The sequence below is a fragment of the Leisingera sp. SA215 genome (genome assembly GCF_055902035.1).
The window spans coordinates 1-14,439 of sequence record NZ_JBVVXU010000004.1; the positions used below are offsets into that span (position 1 = coordinate 1).

Annotated in this window: 13 protein-coding genes, 1 tRNA gene and 3 pseudogenes; 11 read left to right on the top strand and 6 right to left on the bottom strand. The window is 62.9% G+C overall.

The window, feature by feature from the left end; all coding sequences use genetic code 11:
- Positions 1-1,270 (top strand): serine hydroxymethyltransferase (gene glyA / locus AC0KW6_RS05760; RefSeq protein ID WP_323782561.1); only part of this gene is annotated, 1,270 nt, incomplete at its 5' end.
- 225 nt (positions 1,271-1,495) lie between these two features.
- Here the strand turns inward: glyA and AC0KW6_RS05765 are convergent.
- Positions 1,496-1,861: a hypothetical protein gene (locus AC0KW6_RS05765; RefSeq protein WP_323782559.1), complete on the bottom strand. Its 366-nt coding sequence runs from the start codon at positions 1,859-1,861 to the stop codon at positions 1,496-1,498.
- Positions 1,862-1,964: 103 nt separating this feature from the next.
- Here AC0KW6_RS05765 and AC0KW6_RS05770 point away from each other — a divergent pair, with 103 nt between their 5' ends.
- A complete protein-coding gene (locus tag AC0KW6_RS05770; RefSeq protein ID WP_323782564.1) occupies positions 1,965-2,723 on the top strand; it encodes an alpha/beta fold hydrolase in 759 nt (252 codons plus the stop codon).
- A 169-nt stretch (positions 2,724-2,892) separates the two neighbouring features.
- Here AC0KW6_RS05770 and AC0KW6_RS05775 read toward each other — a convergent pair.
- Positions 2,893-3,287 (bottom strand): annotated as a pseudogene (locus AC0KW6_RS05775) (sterol desaturase family protein); the annotation flags it as partial.
- Positions 3,288-3,426: 139 nt separating this feature from the next.
- A complete protein-coding gene (locus AC0KW6_RS05780; protein ID WP_323782556.1) occupies positions 3,427-4,185 on the bottom strand; it encodes a class II aldolase and adducin N-terminal domain-containing protein in 759 nt (252 codons plus the stop codon).
- Positions 4,186-4,298: 113 nt separating this feature from the next.
- Here AC0KW6_RS05780 and AC0KW6_RS05785 point away from each other — a divergent pair, with 113 nt between their 5' ends.
- The 8 genes and pseudogenes from AC0KW6_RS05785 (at position 4,299) to AC0KW6_RS05820 (ending at position 8,793) form a co-directional block, all read left to right on the top strand.
- Positions 4,299-5,189 carry a LysR family transcriptional regulator gene (locus AC0KW6_RS05785; RefSeq protein WP_474034383.1) on the top strand — a complete coding sequence of 297 codons (891 nt, stop codon included), beginning with the start codon at positions 4,299-4,301 and terminating at the stop codon, positions 5,187-5,189.
- 235 nt (positions 5,190-5,424) lie between these two features.
- Positions 5,425-6,126 carry a 7-cyano-7-deazaguanine synthase QueC gene (queC, locus tag AC0KW6_RS05790; protein WP_474034384.1) on the top strand — a complete coding sequence of 234 codons (702 nt, stop codon included), beginning with the start codon at positions 5,425-5,427 and terminating at the stop codon, positions 6,124-6,126.
- The gene (gene queD, locus AC0KW6_RS05795; RefSeq protein ID WP_323782547.1) at positions 6,126-6,479 is read left to right on the top strand and encodes a 6-carboxytetrahydropterin synthase QueD; all 354 of its coding nucleotides are present in this window, start codon (positions 6,126-6,128) and stop codon (positions 6,477-6,479) included. The genes queC and queD overlap by 1 nt, the downstream gene beginning before the upstream one ends.
- A complete protein-coding gene (gene queE / locus AC0KW6_RS05800) occupies positions 6,476-7,183 on the top strand; it encodes a 7-carboxy-7-deazaguanine synthase QueE (RefSeq protein ID WP_474034386.1) in 708 nt (235 codons plus the stop codon). The genes queD and queE overlap by 4 nt, the downstream gene beginning before the upstream one ends.
- Before the next feature lie 17 nt (positions 7,184-7,200).
- Positions 7,201-7,665 carry a preQ(1) synthase gene (gene queF / locus AC0KW6_RS05805; protein ID WP_323782541.1) on the top strand — a complete coding sequence of 155 codons (465 nt, stop codon included), beginning with the start codon at positions 7,201-7,203 and terminating at the stop codon, positions 7,663-7,665.
- A 190-nt stretch (positions 7,666-7,855) separates the two neighbouring features.
- Positions 7,856-7,992: pseudogene (locus AC0KW6_RS05810) on the top strand (IS5/IS1182 family transposase); the annotation flags it as partial.
- A gap of 81 nt (positions 7,993-8,073) precedes the next feature.
- Positions 8,074-8,154 (top strand): annotated as a pseudogene (locus tag AC0KW6_RS05815) (IS5/IS1182 family transposase); the annotation flags it as partial.
- A gap of 303 nt (positions 8,155-8,457) precedes the next feature.
- Positions 8,458-8,793 carry a hypothetical protein gene (locus tag AC0KW6_RS05820; protein WP_474034387.1) on the top strand — a complete coding sequence of 112 codons (336 nt, stop codon included), beginning with the start codon at positions 8,458-8,460 and terminating at the stop codon, positions 8,791-8,793.
- A 740-nt stretch (positions 8,794-9,533) separates the two neighbouring features.
- Here the strand turns inward: AC0KW6_RS05820 and AC0KW6_RS05825 are convergent.
- The 3 genes from AC0KW6_RS05825 to AC0KW6_RS05835 form a co-directional block, all read right to left on the bottom strand.
- A tRNA-Leu gene (locus AC0KW6_RS05825) sits at positions 9,534-9,619 on the bottom strand.
- Between the two features lie 107 nt (positions 9,620-9,726).
- A complete protein-coding gene (locus tag AC0KW6_RS05830) occupies positions 9,727-10,263 on the bottom strand; it encodes a tetratricopeptide repeat protein (RefSeq protein WP_474034388.1) in 537 nt (178 codons plus the stop codon).
- A gap of 133 nt (positions 10,264-10,396) precedes the next feature.
- Entirely contained in the window at positions 10,397-10,867 is a 471-nt protein-coding gene (locus AC0KW6_RS05835) for an Lrp/AsnC family transcriptional regulator (protein ID WP_323783213.1), read from the bottom strand.
- Between the two features lie 125 nt (positions 10,868-10,992).
- On the opposite strand from AC0KW6_RS05835, the gene putA reads away from it, so the two are divergent.
- Positions 10,993-14,406, top strand: coding sequence for a bifunctional proline dehydrogenase/L-glutamate gamma-semialdehyde dehydrogenase PutA (putA, locus tag AC0KW6_RS05840; protein WP_474034389.1), 3,414 nt, complete (start codon positions 10,993-10,995; stop codon positions 14,404-14,406).
- Positions 14,407-14,439: the final 33 nt, after the last annotated feature.

The following is a 14,439-nucleotide window of genomic DNA, read 5'->3' on the forward strand; positions in this document are numbered from 1 at the left end:
CTTTTTCACCCAAGCGCTGTCGGAGCGCGATCCTGAACTTTATGCCTCGATCACAGCCGAGCTGGGCCGCCAGCGCGACGAGATCGAGCTGATTGCCTCCGAGAACATCGTCTCGGCCGCGGTGATGGAAGCGCAAGGCTCCGTCCTCACCAACAAATACGCCGAAGGCTACCCGGGCCGCCGCTACTATGGCGGCTGCCAGTATGTCGACGTCGCCGAAAACCTGGCCATCGACCGCGCCAAGCAGCTGTTCGGCTGCGAATATGCCAATGTGCAGCCGAACTCCGGCAGCCAGGCGAACCAGGGTGTGTTCCAGGCGCTGATCCAGCCCGGCGACACCATTCTGGGCATGGATCTGGCCTCCGGCGGCCACCTGACCCATGGCGCCCGCCCGAACCAGTCGGGCAAGTGGTTCAACGCGGTTCACTATGGTGTGCGCGAAAGCGACAACCTGATCGACTACGATCAGATCCAGGCTCTCGCAACCGAGCACCAGCCCAAATTGATCATCGCCGGCGGCTCCGCCATCCCGCGCCAGATCGACTTTGCCAAATTCCGCGAAATCGCCGACAGCGTCGGCGCCTATTTCATGGTCGACATGGCCCATATCGCGGGTCTGATCGCTGCCGGTGAGCACCCCTCGCCGTTCCCGCACGCGCATGTGGCCACCACCACCACCCACAAGACCCTGCGCGGCCCGCGCGGCGGCATGATCGTGACCAATGACGAGGGCATAGCCAAGAAGGTGAATTCGGCGATCTTCCCCGGCATCCAGGGCGGCCCGCTGATGCATGTGATCGCCGGCAAGGCGGCGGCCTTCGGCGAGGCGCTGAAGCCGGAGTTCAAGGCCTACCAGAAGCAGGTCCGCGCCAACGCGGCGGCACTGGCGGACCAGCTGATCCAGGGCGGGCTGGACATTGTCACCGGCGGCACCGACACCCATGTCATGCTGGTCGACCTGCGCCCCAAAGGCGTCACCGGCAATATCGCCGACAAGGCGCTGGGACGGGCCCATATCACCACCAACAAGAACGGCATCCCGTTCGACCCGGAAAAGCCCACCGTGACTTCCGGCCTGCGTCTGGGCACCCCGGCAGGCACCACCCGCGGCTTCGGCGAGGCAGAGTTCCGCCAGATCGCCGATCTGATCATCGAGGTGATCGACGGGCTGGCCGCCAACGGTGAAGACGGCAATGCGGATGTGGAGGCCGCGGTGCGCGCCAAGGTTGCGGATCTCTGCGCCAGGTTCCCGCTGTACCCGAACCTGTAAGCCCTTGCAGGAGTGAAAAAAACGAACCGCCGCGCGCCGCAAGGCCGCGGCGGTTTTGCTTTGCGTCAGGAGGCGCCCGCACCGCGCGCAGGTGTGGCCGCAAAAACCGCGCTCGATACCCCGCTCGCGCCGGGTGGCGCGCTTCTGCCTTGCCTGCCATGAGGCCGCAGTGAGTTTTGAACCACGTTCAAAATACTGCCGGTAGCGTTGGCGCTTAGCGGGGAATCAGACCAGGCCGCGCCAGCGCAGGACCACGATCAGCAGGATCAGCACCACCATCACGGAAAACGCCATACTGCCCAGCACTCCCAGCCAGAAGCCTTTGCGCCGGTCTGCCAGGTCGACTTTCTGCAGATGCGCCTTCACTTCGCGCGCAGCGCCCCGAAGCGGTTTCTCGTCCACCGTCGGCCGCAACTTGGGATGTTCCAGCATCGGCAGAGCATCGGCAAGTTTCATGCCCTGCTTGTAGATCCGGCGCGGCAGACGGCGGCGCGCCCGTTTCAATGCGGCGGCAAGATCGCCGGAGGCCTGTTCGCGCTCCTTCAGCAGCGTACGGATGTCCTCGATATCCTGATCCAGACTGGCGGCCATTCTGGCACTCTCCCTCAGCTGCCGTTCGCGGCCACCCTAGCCTGCGCTGATGACTGTCTCAATGGGGGTGGCAAGCCCTTGCCTGCGCGGCTATCTAGACCTTATGCTGAACACAATCACACATGGCACTGCCACTGGAAAACCCCCGCTGCTGATTGCCCATGGCCTTTATGGCTCAGCCCGGAACTGGGGCGTCATCGCGAAACGCCTGTCGGATGAACGGCAGGTTGTTGCCGTCGACATGCGCAATCACGGCGACAGCCCGCGGACGGACAGCCACACCTATCCTGAGCTGGCCAAAGATCTGGCAGAGGTGATTGCAGCCCACGGCGGGCAGATGGATGTGATCGGCCATTCAATGGGCGGCAAAGCGGCGATGACGCTGGCACTGAACCATCCCGAGGCGGTGCGCCGCCTGGTGGTTGCCGACATTGCACCGGTTGCCTACGGCCATACCCAGATCCAATACATCCACGCGATGCGCACGGTGGACCTGGATACGGTTGAGCGCCGCCCGGAGGCCGCCGCGCAACTGGCCGAGGCCGGAGTAGAACCTGCGCTGCAGAGTTTTTTCACCCAGTCGCTGGATATCCCGAACAAGCGCTGGAAGCTGAACCTGGACACGCTGGCGGATCAGATGCCGAACATCATGTCTTTTCCTGAGACTGATGCCGCGTGGCAAGGACCGGCGCTGTTCTTGTCGGGCGCCAACTCGGACTATGTGCTGCCCGAACACCGCGATAGGATCCGCGCACGCTTCCCTGCCGCCCGTTTTGCGAAACTGCCCGGTGCAGGCCATTGGCTGCACGCCGAGAAGCCGCGGGAATTCGAGGCCGCGGCACGGGTGTTCCTGAACGCGTGACGACCCGGGCGGCACCATGACCCGGCCCGCCGGGCGGGGCTACCGGGTGTACATCTGCTTCTTCAAGTTCCGGGTGCGTTGCGTCGCGGCGGCGGAGCCATCCGTGGTAGGTGCCGACCCATCTGTCAAAGGGGGTCTCCGACGTGCCATAGTTGCACTCGAAGTACCGGTGATGCAGCTGGTGAAAGAAATCACCTGCCCGCGCGGTCCCGGTCTCCTTGACGATGACCCTCTCGAAGCCGGAATGTGACAACACCGGACTCACCTGCTGGAACATCGCGTGGAACACCAGATGCAGCGGGTGCGAGGGCAGCACCAAGTGGATGAAATAGGCGGTGAAATACAGCAGGTTTCGAACCAGTTATTGGAAATCCCTGACCACGAGCCGGTGTTGACGTTGCGGTGATGCACCGTATGAACATGACGATAGAGTTTCGGATGATGCTCGAGCCAGTGCACCCAGTAAAAATGCAGGCCGGACCACATCGGGATCAGCAGCACCCAGACCACGCACCAGACCGGTGCTTCGGCAAAGCTGGCAACCGGCACCCAGCCGTTCGCCATCACCCAGAACTGCGCCGCCCGGCCTGGGTGGCCATTGAAACAGCGGGTTGAGCGGCACCGGTCCCTCGGGGCGGTAGTTCCAGCGCTGGTTTTCCGGATCCGGATGGCTTGCAGTCATGGTTACAACTCCTGCTTGCGGTCAGCTGGCGTAGTCCGCTCCTTCGCCGTCGAGGATCGCCTTCAACTGGGCCAGGTGGCGTTCTGCCTGATCCGGGTAATCCTCCAGCTCTTTTGCAGTTTTCTCAGCAATCTCGTCGCTCAGCACCCGCAGTTCCCGGCCGGTTTGCAGGGCACGGATATAGGTCTCCGCTGCGCGTTCAAAGTAGTAGAGCCGGTTGAAAGTGTCCGCGACACTATCGCCGATGATCAGCACTCCGTGGTTGCCCATGATCATCACCTTGACCTTTGGGTCGGTCAGCATCGAGGCGCAGCGCGCGCCCTCGTCGGCGAACGCCAGCCCGCCAAAATCGTTGTCGATCACATAGCGGTTATAGAAGGTCGCGGTGTTCTGATCGATCGGCGGCAAGGTGCTGTCGGCCAGGCAAGCGAGCACAGTGGCATGGATAGAGTGCACATGCATCACGCAGCGGGCATGCGGGCACAGCCGATGGATGGAACCGTGCAGCCCCCAGGCGGTCGGGTCCGGCGCGTCGGGGCGTTCCATCGTCTTGGGGTCGCCCGCGTCCAGCAGCAGAAGATCCGAGGCCTTCACCCGGGCAAAATGCACCTGGTTCGGGTTCATCAGGAACTGGCTGCCGTCCTCATTCACCGCCAGGCTGAAGTGGTTGGCCACCGCCTCATGCATGTTCAGCCGCTCGGTCCAGCGGAAGGCGGCCGCCATGTCGACGCGCTCCTGCCAATGGGTGAGGTTCGGGCTTAGGTCTGTTTGCTTGTTCATTCTGGCACCTCCGGAAACGTTGCTGCGGTATTGGTGCCAGCCACAAGAACTGCTGACAAACAATTGATTCAGCGGTAATGCATTAGGTGAACTAATGCATAGGTCATGCATCCATGCCATCATCCGGATCGCACTCATCGTCCCTGCCTCCGCTTACCTGGCTGCGCGCCTTTGAAGCCAGCGCCCGGCACCTGTCCTTCACCCGCGCCGCGGGTGAATTGAACCTGACGCAATCAGCCATCAGCCAGCATGTGCGCAGCCTGGAGAACTTCCTGGGGCGCGAGCTGTTCATCCGCAAAACCCGTGCGCTGGAGTTGAGCGAGGCAGGCGCCAATTACATGCCCATCGTGCGCGAAGCCTTTGACCTGATTGCGGCCGGAACACAGGCCTTTACCGGCGGCGATCAGGGGCGGCATCTGGTGCTGCAGTGCAACATGGCGTTTTCGGTGTTCTGGCTGTCGCCGCGCCTGCCCCGGCTGTATAAAGAGTTCCCCTGGCTGGTGCTGAACATCGTGACGCCGATCTGGGACCCCGATCGGCACGCAGTCAATGCCGGCACCGAAATCCGCTTTGGCCGCCCTGCGGACATGTCCGCCGCCGCGATCCGGCTGACCCGCGACAGGTTCTACCCGGTGTGCGCGCCGGGCTATCAGGGCGGCGAAGTGGACTTTAAGACCTCAACCCTGTTGGATTGCGGCGGTGTAACAGGCTCTTGGGGGGCATGGTTCAAATCGCAAGAGCTGCCGTTTGAGCGCAATCATGAGATCAATCTGGCCTCCACTTACGTGATTGCCATGACCGCGGCGGTGAATGGCGCCGGGATAGCGATGTCGCACGATACGCTGGCGGGCGGGCTGCTGGAGAGCGGCCAGCTGGTCAAGCCCAGCGGCCATTCGGGGGAGCTTTTGGAGAACTATTTCCTGATGCCGCCACCCAGTCATGCCAGCACGCCGGCGTCGCGTGCATTTCTGGAGTGGCTGGCGGGGGAACTGCCGCCGGTGTAGCGGAAAACATGAGGTTCGTGCCTGACCTTGGGGAGGCGCAAAAGCGCCTTCCCGGGGGAAGGTCAGGCGCGGGCCGTGCCCCTGCGCGCCACGGCCCAAGAAGGCACTTTCAACATTTTCCGACATCACCTTAGAAAAGTGCGCAATCCGTCCGCCCCTTGCGTGTGACCGCCTGCGCCGCTATATCCGCCGCACCGGTCGCAGCCTACCCGGTCACCAAAACAAGGGTTCAAAAATGAAGACTATCGTTATCTGCTCGGGCGGGCTGGATTCCGTTTCGCTTGCCCATATGGTCGCTGCCGAACAGCAGCTGACCCGTCTTGTCTCCTTCGACTATGGCCAGCGCCACCGCAAGGAGCTCGACTATGCCGCAGCCGCCGCCAGACGGCTGGGCGTGCCGCATGACATCATTGACATGCGCACCATCGGCGCCGCGCTTTCGGGTTCCGCCCTGACCGATGACATCGACGTGCCGGACGGCCACTACGCAGAAGAGACCATGAAGGTCACCGTGGTGCCGAACCGCAATGCCATCATGCTGACCATCGCCTATGGCATTGCTGCCGCGAACGGTGATGAGGCGGTGGCAACGGCGGTGCATGGCGGCGACCACTTCATTTATCCGGACTGCCGCCCGGCCTTCACCGAGGCGTTTGATGCCATGCAGCGGGCAGCGCTCGACGGCTACGCCGATGTGCGTCTCTATACCCCGTTTGTACACCAAACCAAGGGCGACATCGTGACAGCGGGGGCGAAGCACAACACCCCCTTTGCCGGCACCTGGTCCTGTTACAAGGGCGGCGACAAGCATTGCGGCCGCTGCGGCACCTGCGTGGAACGGCGCGAGGCGTTCCATCTGGCGGGCGTCGAGGATCCGACAGAATATGCAGACCCCGATTTCTGGCAGCAGGCGATTGCCGGGAAGGACGGCGGCTGATGTTCCGGATCACCAAGGAGTTCCACTTCTCCGCGTCGCATCAACTGACGCATCTGCCGTCCGATCACCAATGCGCCCGCCTGCATGGGCACAACTATGTTGTGGTGGTGGAACTGGCGGCCAAGGAGCTGAACGCGGACGGTTTCGTGCGCGACTATCACGAGCTGAAGCCGCTGAAGGAGTATATCGACGGCACCTTCGACCACCAGCATCTGAACGATGTGCTGGAGAGGCATTCGACGGCGGAAAACATGGCCAAGCATTTCTATGACTGGTGCCATGCGCGCTGGCCGGAAGTCACCGCGGTGAAAATTTCGGAAACTCCGAAAACCTGGGCGGAGTACCGGCCATGACCCTGCGCATTGCTGAAATCTTCGGCCCCACGATCCAGGGCGAAGGTGCGCTGATCGGGGAGCCCACGATATTTGTGCGCGCAGGCGGTTGTGATTACCGCTGCTCCTGGTGCGACAGCCTGCATGCGGTCGACAGCGCCTACCGCCATGACTGGGCCGTGATGGCGCCGGAGCAGGTCATGGCAGAGGTGCGCCGCCTGTCTGGCGGCAGGCCGCTGACAGTGTCGATTTCCGGCGGCAACCCGGCGATCCAGGATTTCGCCCCGGTCATTGCCTATGGCAAGACCGAAGGCTACCGCTTTGCCTGCGAGACCCAAGGATCTGTCAGCAAGGCCTGGTTTGCGGATCTCGACACGCTGGTGCTGAGCCCCAAGCCGCCCTCAAGCGGTGAAACGGTGGATTGGAAAGCCTTCGGCCAATGTCTTGAAGCCGCCAGGGGCTGCGGCCAGGCGGTGATGAAGATCGTGATATTTGACGACAAGGACTACGCTTGGGCCAAGTCCGCCGCTGAACGCCATCCCGAACTGCCCCTGTATCTGCAGCCCGGCAACCCGGAGGTCGACCCGACCCTGCCGGTCGATCTGAGCCAAGCCACCGACCGGCTGTTGTGGCTGATAGAAAAAGTAACCGGCGACGGCTGGTTCACCCCCCGCGTCCTGCCCCAGCTGCATGTGCTGGTCTGGGGCAACAAGCGCGGCGTCTGAAGACAAGGAACCCTGACATGTCCGACAGCATCTACAGCAACCTGAAACAGCTGGGCGGCGACACCATCCTGCCGGCCAGCCCGGAAGAGGCTGAACTGGAGCGCGTCCAGAATCCGCAGGCCGACGTCGCCTATAACGTGCGCTTCACCGCGCCGGAATTCACCTCGCTCTGCCCGATGACCGGGCAGCCGGATTTCGCCCATCTGGTGATCGACTATGTGCCCGGCAAATGGCTGGTGGAGAGCAAATCGCTGAAGCTGTTCCTGACCTCCTTTCGCAACCACGGCGCCTTTCACGAGGATTGCACGGTCTCCATCGCCCGCCGCCTGGCGGACTTCCTGGAGCCGCAATGGCTGCGCATCGGCGGCTACTGGTACCCGCGCGGCGGCATTCCAATTGACGTGTTCTGGCAAACCGGACCGATGCCCGAGGGCGTCTGGATCCCTGACCAAGGCGTGCCGCCCTACCGCGGCCGCGGCTGACACAAGCCTAAGCATCTGCAGCATACCTCGGCCCGGCGGCACTGCTGCCGGGTTTTTGGTTCAGAACAAGCCATACCCGATCCTGGCCACCCGGCTGCAGGAAGAAACGAGTTCAATTTGAAATGTGGGCCAGGACCCATTGATTTCCGTAGGCCTGCGTGATTCACGGCTCATAAATAGTGCGCGGAACATGTCTGATCCTTTCTGGCTGAGCGACGCACAGATTGTGCGTTTGGAGCCTTTCTTTCCCAAGCCTGATGGTAAGCCTCGTGTCAATGAGCGGCCTGTGCTGAGCGGGTTATCTTCTTCAACCGCAATGCCTTACCTTGACGCGACGCACCCGCTGCCTATGGCCCGCACAGTCAGGCAGGACCGTCGCCCCAGTGGGACGATGCAAGCCCGGTGAACGCCTTCTGCGATAGCCGCGGGCGCCCTCTCAACCTGTTCGTCACCGCCGGGCAAGTCAGCGACGACATCGGCGCGCGGGCTCGCGCAGCAGCGCCGCGTCATGTCCGCGTGCGCAACCTGCGCCAGGGGTGCTAACCGGAGAATTCAAACATGGATCCCCCGGTGAAAAAAGGGGCGCGCGGCCCCTCAACCGCCACGCGCCCAGATCCAACCGGGGAGGATCTGGCGGGGGCATGCAGGCGCGCCCATCCCCGGTCAACCCCCTGCCTTGGAACCAGCGTAAATGCCACTGGCGCCCCTTTTAACAGCGGGAGCTAACCAAACCCTCTTGAAACAGCCCCTCGGTTCGTGCCTAACCGCTCCGCATTGTTTCAGGAGCAAGTCATGGACACATTTGAAGGGCTGTATAAGGCAGATTTCATAACCCCCTCCCAGCACGGATACGGAGTACTCGTTGTTTCTAATGGCACCGCGCGCGGGGGCGACAGCATCGTGTCTTACGATGGAACCTATGCCCTGTCCGGCACAGACGTCACCTTCGACCTTGATGTCTTCCGGCATTCCAGCATGGGAACTCGGAGCCCCATCTTCAAGCGTGACAGTGTCACCCTGACGATCAACGCAAAATGGCTGGCAGACGGCCGGATCGCGGGCAACGGCCAGAGCCCTGAAGCCCTTGGCATTCCAATGAAAATCGTTCTGACCAAGCTGCGGGACTAATACGATCATGCCGCCCGCACCATCGCCTGGCCGAAGTCTCCCGGCGGGCCGGGATCCGTCAGCATAACCAGCAGCGCGATGTGGCTGGCGGGGGCGGAAGTAGACCGACAATAGGTCAGGCGCATTTGCTTTCATCGCGTATGGGTCAATGCGAATTGACCCAAGACTGTCGACCACCCGCCGCACCAGACTGGCCGCAGGATACATCATTGTTCCCAATCGGGGTTAGGTTGGGGCGGCTCATGCAGCTTCCCCATCGCGTGCTTGGACGGTTTCCCCTCAGCTATGAGCCAAGGTGAAAGCCGCGGGCGGCCAGCGGTTCGACCCCGCTCGCCTGCGCGCCGCCTACCTGATCGACCGGCCCGAACCCGCGCCGGAACCCATGGACCAGACCCTCGCGCGCGTCGGCGCCATGCGCGCCCGCTGCCGGTTCGGCCAGGCGATGCTGCTGCAAGAGCTGGGCGGCAGGTTCACGCCGGGCAGCACAGACCCGATCGACCGCTTCGATTTCAAAGAGACGCGCTGGCGCTTGTCCCTTCTCGGCCTCTCAGCCACCGGGAACGACATGCCGTCTGCGCCCGTGCCAGCCGCAAAGCCCTGTCCCGCTCCGCTCAGCAGCGCAGGAAATAGCCTGGACCAAAACGGGAACAGAACGAGACTGTGGGAGCAAGGTGTGGGAGTCGCGCAAATCGCGCAAAACGTCCCCTCCGCCGCGGGAACATATTTTCCTGTAAAATCAATGGTGCGGACGGCGGGACTCGAACCCGCACGGCCATACGGCCAGGAGATTTTAAGTCTCCGGTGTCTACCATTCCACCACGTCCGCGCAAGGCACCGCAGGACGGCGCCTTAGCAGCAGGTCTAGCCTTCTGAATTCATGCGGACAATCGGTTTTCGGCGCCTACCGGAAAATTTCCCGCGTCCGGGGCAGGACTACAACTCCACATCTCCTGCGCCCTGCGGTGCCAGCGGCCCGCCCGGGCCGGCCAGTTGGCGCTCTGGCAGCCAGGGGTTTAACGCCAGCGCTTCGGCCAGGGCCGCGCGTGCTTCATCCAGCCGCGACAAACCGTAAAGCGACAGCGCCCGTCCGCTCATCGCGGCGACATGGCGGGGCGACAGCTCCAGCGCCCGGTCCAGATCGCGCAGTGCCGCGGCAAAGTCCCGCCGCAGGTACTGCACAAAGGCGCGCTGGTTGTAGCCCTCGGCATAATCCGGACAGTAGGCGATCAACTGGTCAAAATCCTCCAAAGCCCCCAGAAAGTCCAAGGCCGTGCGCTTGGTCATCCCGCGGTCCAGCATAGCCTGAGCCTGCGAATCCGGCGCATCGGCCCAGAACTCCCACATCCGGTTGGCAATCTCGCGCGCCTGATCCTCGGTGGCGGCCTTCTGCACCTCGTGCAGCAACCCGTCCAGCCGGGCGCTATGGTCAGGAGCAGCCGGGCAATCAGAGGCCTGTACAGGGAAACCCATGGTCAAGGCGGTAAAGACCGCAGCAAATCCGGTTAAGCGAAGCGGTGTGCGAAACAATACATAGAGCATGCTGCTATGCTGGCATATTTTGGCATTCGATCAAGTCAACTGCACGCGCGCATTCCGCCCCGTCCTATAGGGGTGCCAATGCGCCGTCTTCTTTGACCGCTTCCATCGCAACATAGGTCGAGGTCGAGGCGACATGCGGCAGCGAGGAAATCTTTTCCCCCAGCACCGCCCGGTAATCAGTCATCGAGCGGGTCCGCACCTTCAGCAGATAATCAAAATGCGACGCCATCATATAGGCCTGTTCGATCTCCGGCAGCCTCGCCACAGCCGCGTTGAACTTGACCAGCGCCGCCTCGCGGGTGTCGTCCAGCTTCACCTCGACAAAGGCGACGTGGTCCAGCCCCAGCCGGATCGGATCCACCAGCGCCCGGTAGCCGGTAATGATGCCCTCAGCCTCCAGCCGCCTGAGCCGGGTCTGGGTGGGTGTTTTCGACAGACCGATCTTGCGGGCCAGATCGGCAATGGAGATCCGGCCGTCCTCACTCAGCACATTCAGAATCGCCCGATCGAACCGGTCCAGTTCAGGAAAGTTCATTTGGACCTCCTCATTCCTTATTTTTCACTCTTTCGCCTTAGTATTCCTTATATTTAGGCGATTGTCCCGCCTGAAAGGGTGTATCCTGTGCAAAAGCCCTGCACACCCTTTGTGGAGTTCCCCGCATGACAACCCAACCAAAACTGCGCCACCGGATCGACGCCGGAACCTATGCCGATCAAACCGCGATGCGTGACCAGCTGATTGCTCAGGCAGCCCTGTCCGAGGCCGATCGCACCCGGATCTGTTCCAATGCTGCAGCGCTCGTGCGCGACATCCGCGGCCATTCGGCACCCGGCCTGATGGAAGTTTTCCTGGCCGAATACGGTCTTTCCACCGATGAAGGGGTGGCACTGATGTGCCTGGCCGAGGCGCTGCTGCGGGTGCCGGATGCCGACACCATCGATGCGCTGATCGAGGATAAGATCGCGCCCTCCGACTGGGGCAAGCATCTGGGCAAGTCCACCTCCTCGCTGGTCAATGCCTCGACTTGGGCGCTGATGCTGACCGGCAAGGTGCTGGACGAGGAACGCAGCCCGATCGGTGCCCTGCGCGGTGCTATCAAACGTCTGGGCGAGCCGGTGATCCGCACCGCCGTCAGCCGCGCGATGAAGGAGATGGGCCGCCAGTTCGTGCTGGGCGAGACCATCGAAAGCGCGATGGATCGCGCTGCAGGCATGGAGGCCAAGGGCTATACCTATTCCTATGACATGCTGGGCGAGGCCGCCCGGACCGAGGCTGACGCAGCCCGCTATCACCTGTCCTATTCCAAGGCGATCTCGGCCATTGCCGCCGCCTGCAACAGTGACGACATCCGCAAGAACCCTGGCATCTCGGTGAAACTGTCCGCGCTGCATCCGCGCTATGAGCTGGCGCAGGACGCCAGCGTGATGGAGCACCTGGTGCCGCGGCTGAAGGCGCTGGCGCTGCTGGCCAAAGCAGCGAAAATGGGCCTCAACATCGACGCCGAAGAGGCCGACCGCCTGTCGCTGTCGCTGGAGGTGATCGAGGCGGTGGTGTCTGATCCGTCACTGGCCGGCTGGGACGGCTTTGGCGTGGTGGTGCAGGCTTACGGGCCGCGCACCGGCCTGGCGATCGACGCATTGCATGAGATGGCAGAGAGGTATGACCGCCGCTTCATGGTGCGGCTGGTGAAAGGCGCTTATTGGGATACCGAGATTAAACGTGCCCAGGTCGAAGGCGTGGATGGGTTTCCCGTGTTCACCAACAAGGCGCTGACCGATCTGTCCTATATCTCCAACGCCCGCAAACTGCTGGGCATGACGGACCGGATCTATCCGCAATTCGCAACCCACAATGCCCATACTGTTGCCGCCATCCTGCATATGGCCGCGGACAAGGACAACGCAGACTACGAGTTCCAACGCCTGCACGGCATGGGCGAAACCTTGCACCAGATGGTGCTGGAGCAGAACAGGACCAACTGCCGGATTTATGCACCTGTCGGGGCCCACCGCGATCTCTTGGCCTATCTGGTCCGGCGCCTGCTGGAAAACGGCGCCAACAGCTCTTTCGTGAACCAGATCGTCGATGACAACGTCCCGCCCGAAGTGGTCGCCGCCGATCCCTTTGCAGCGGTTGCCGATATCAGCCGCAAGATCCCGACCGGGCCTGAGCTCTACGCGCCGGAGCGCCCGAACTCCAAAGGCTTCGACCTGGGCCATGCGCCCACCCTGGCCAAGATAGAAAAGGCCCGCGCGCCGTGGCGGACCCATCGATGGCAGGCCGGACCGCTGCTGGCAGGCGATGCCCGCCCCGAGACCGCCAAGGATGTGACCAGCCCCACCGATCTGAGCGTGACCGGAACCGTCAGCCAGTGCAGCCCAGAAGATATCGAGCTGGCACTGGCGCTGGCCGACCCTTGGGATGCTCCGGCTGCCGAACGCAGTTCCATCCTGAACAAAGCCGCGGATTTATACGAGGAAAACTTTGGTGAGCTGTTCGCCATCCTGGCCCGCGAGGCCGGCAAGACCATTCCCGATGCGGTGGCCGAACTGCGCGAGGCGGTGGATTTCATGCGCTATTATGCGGCCCGAATCCCCGATGCGCCGCCGGCTGGGATCTTCTCCTGTATTTCGCCCTGGAACTTCCCGCTTGCAATCTTCACTGGTCAGGTTGCAGCGGCGCTGGCGGCAGGCAACGCGGTGCTGGCAAAGCCCGCCGACCAAACGCCGCTGATCGCTCACCGCGCCGTGCAGCTGATGCACGAAGCCGGCGTGCCGCGCAGCGCCATGCAACTGGTGCCAGGCCGCGGCAGCGTGGTCGGCGCGGCAATCACCTCCGATCCGCGGGTTAATGGCGTGGCCTTCACCGGCTCCACCGCCACCGCCCTGCGCATCCGCCGGGCGATGGCCGACAACCTGCAGCCCGGCGCACCGCTGATTGCTGAAACCGGCGGTCTGAACGCGATGATCGTCGACTCAACCGCCCTGCCTGAGCAAACCGTGCAAGCGGTGATTGAAAGCGCCTTCCAGTCGGCGGGTCAGCGCTGCTCCGCCCTGCGCTGCCTCTATCTGCAGGAGGACATTGCCGACACCGTGCTGAAAATGCTGAAGGGCGCAATGGATTGCCTGCATCTGGATGACCCCTGGCATCTGTCTACTGACAGCGGTCCGGTGATTGACGAAGGCGCCCGTGCGGGAATTCTCGCCCATGTCGCCAAGGCCCGTGCCGAGGGCCGCGTGCTGAAAGAAATGCGTGCCCCGCAAGGCGGAACCTTTGTCGCCCCCACGATGATCGAAATCCCCGGCATCAGCGCGCTGGAGGAAGAGATTTTCGGCCCTGTCCTGCATGTTGCGCGGTTCAAATCCCAACAACTGGATCAGGTCATTTCCGACATCAATGCAACCGGTTATGGTCTCACCTTCGGGCTGCATACACGTATCGACGACCGGGTGCAGCATGTCTGCGACCGGGTGCATGCAGGGAACATCTACGTGAACCGCAACCAGATCGGCGCCATCGTCGGCAGCCAGCCGTTCGGCGGCGAGGGTCTGTCCGGCACCGGCCCCAAGGCGGGCGGTCCCTACTACCTCAGCCGTTTCTGCGCGCCGGACCGTCAGCACAGCAACGCTGTGTGGCAGACCACCTTTGCCGAACTGCCTGGGGAAAGCGGCGTGCCTGTGCGCCCTTTGACCACCACCCTGCCCGGCCCGACCGGGGAATCGAACCGCCTGACCGTCTCGGCCCGCCCGCCGCTGTTGTGCATGGGACCAGGGCCCGAGGCCGCGGCGGACCAGGCCAAAGAGGTGATCGGTCTCGGCGGTACCGCAATTGAGGCGCACGGGATGTTCGATCTGCACCGGCTGGAGGCGATCCAGGGCATTGCCGGCGTGTTGTGGTGGGGTGACGAGGCAACGGGCCGCGAGATCGAACAGTGGCTGGCCAAGCGCGACGGCCCGATCATCCCGCTGATCCCAGGCACGCCAGACCGTGCCCGCGTCCTGGCTGAACGCCACGTCTGCGTTGACACAACTGCCTCGGGCGGTAACGCGGACCTGCTAGGCGGCAACGCCTGAGCTGCGCCCGATAAGTGCTTGACGCTGGGCCAT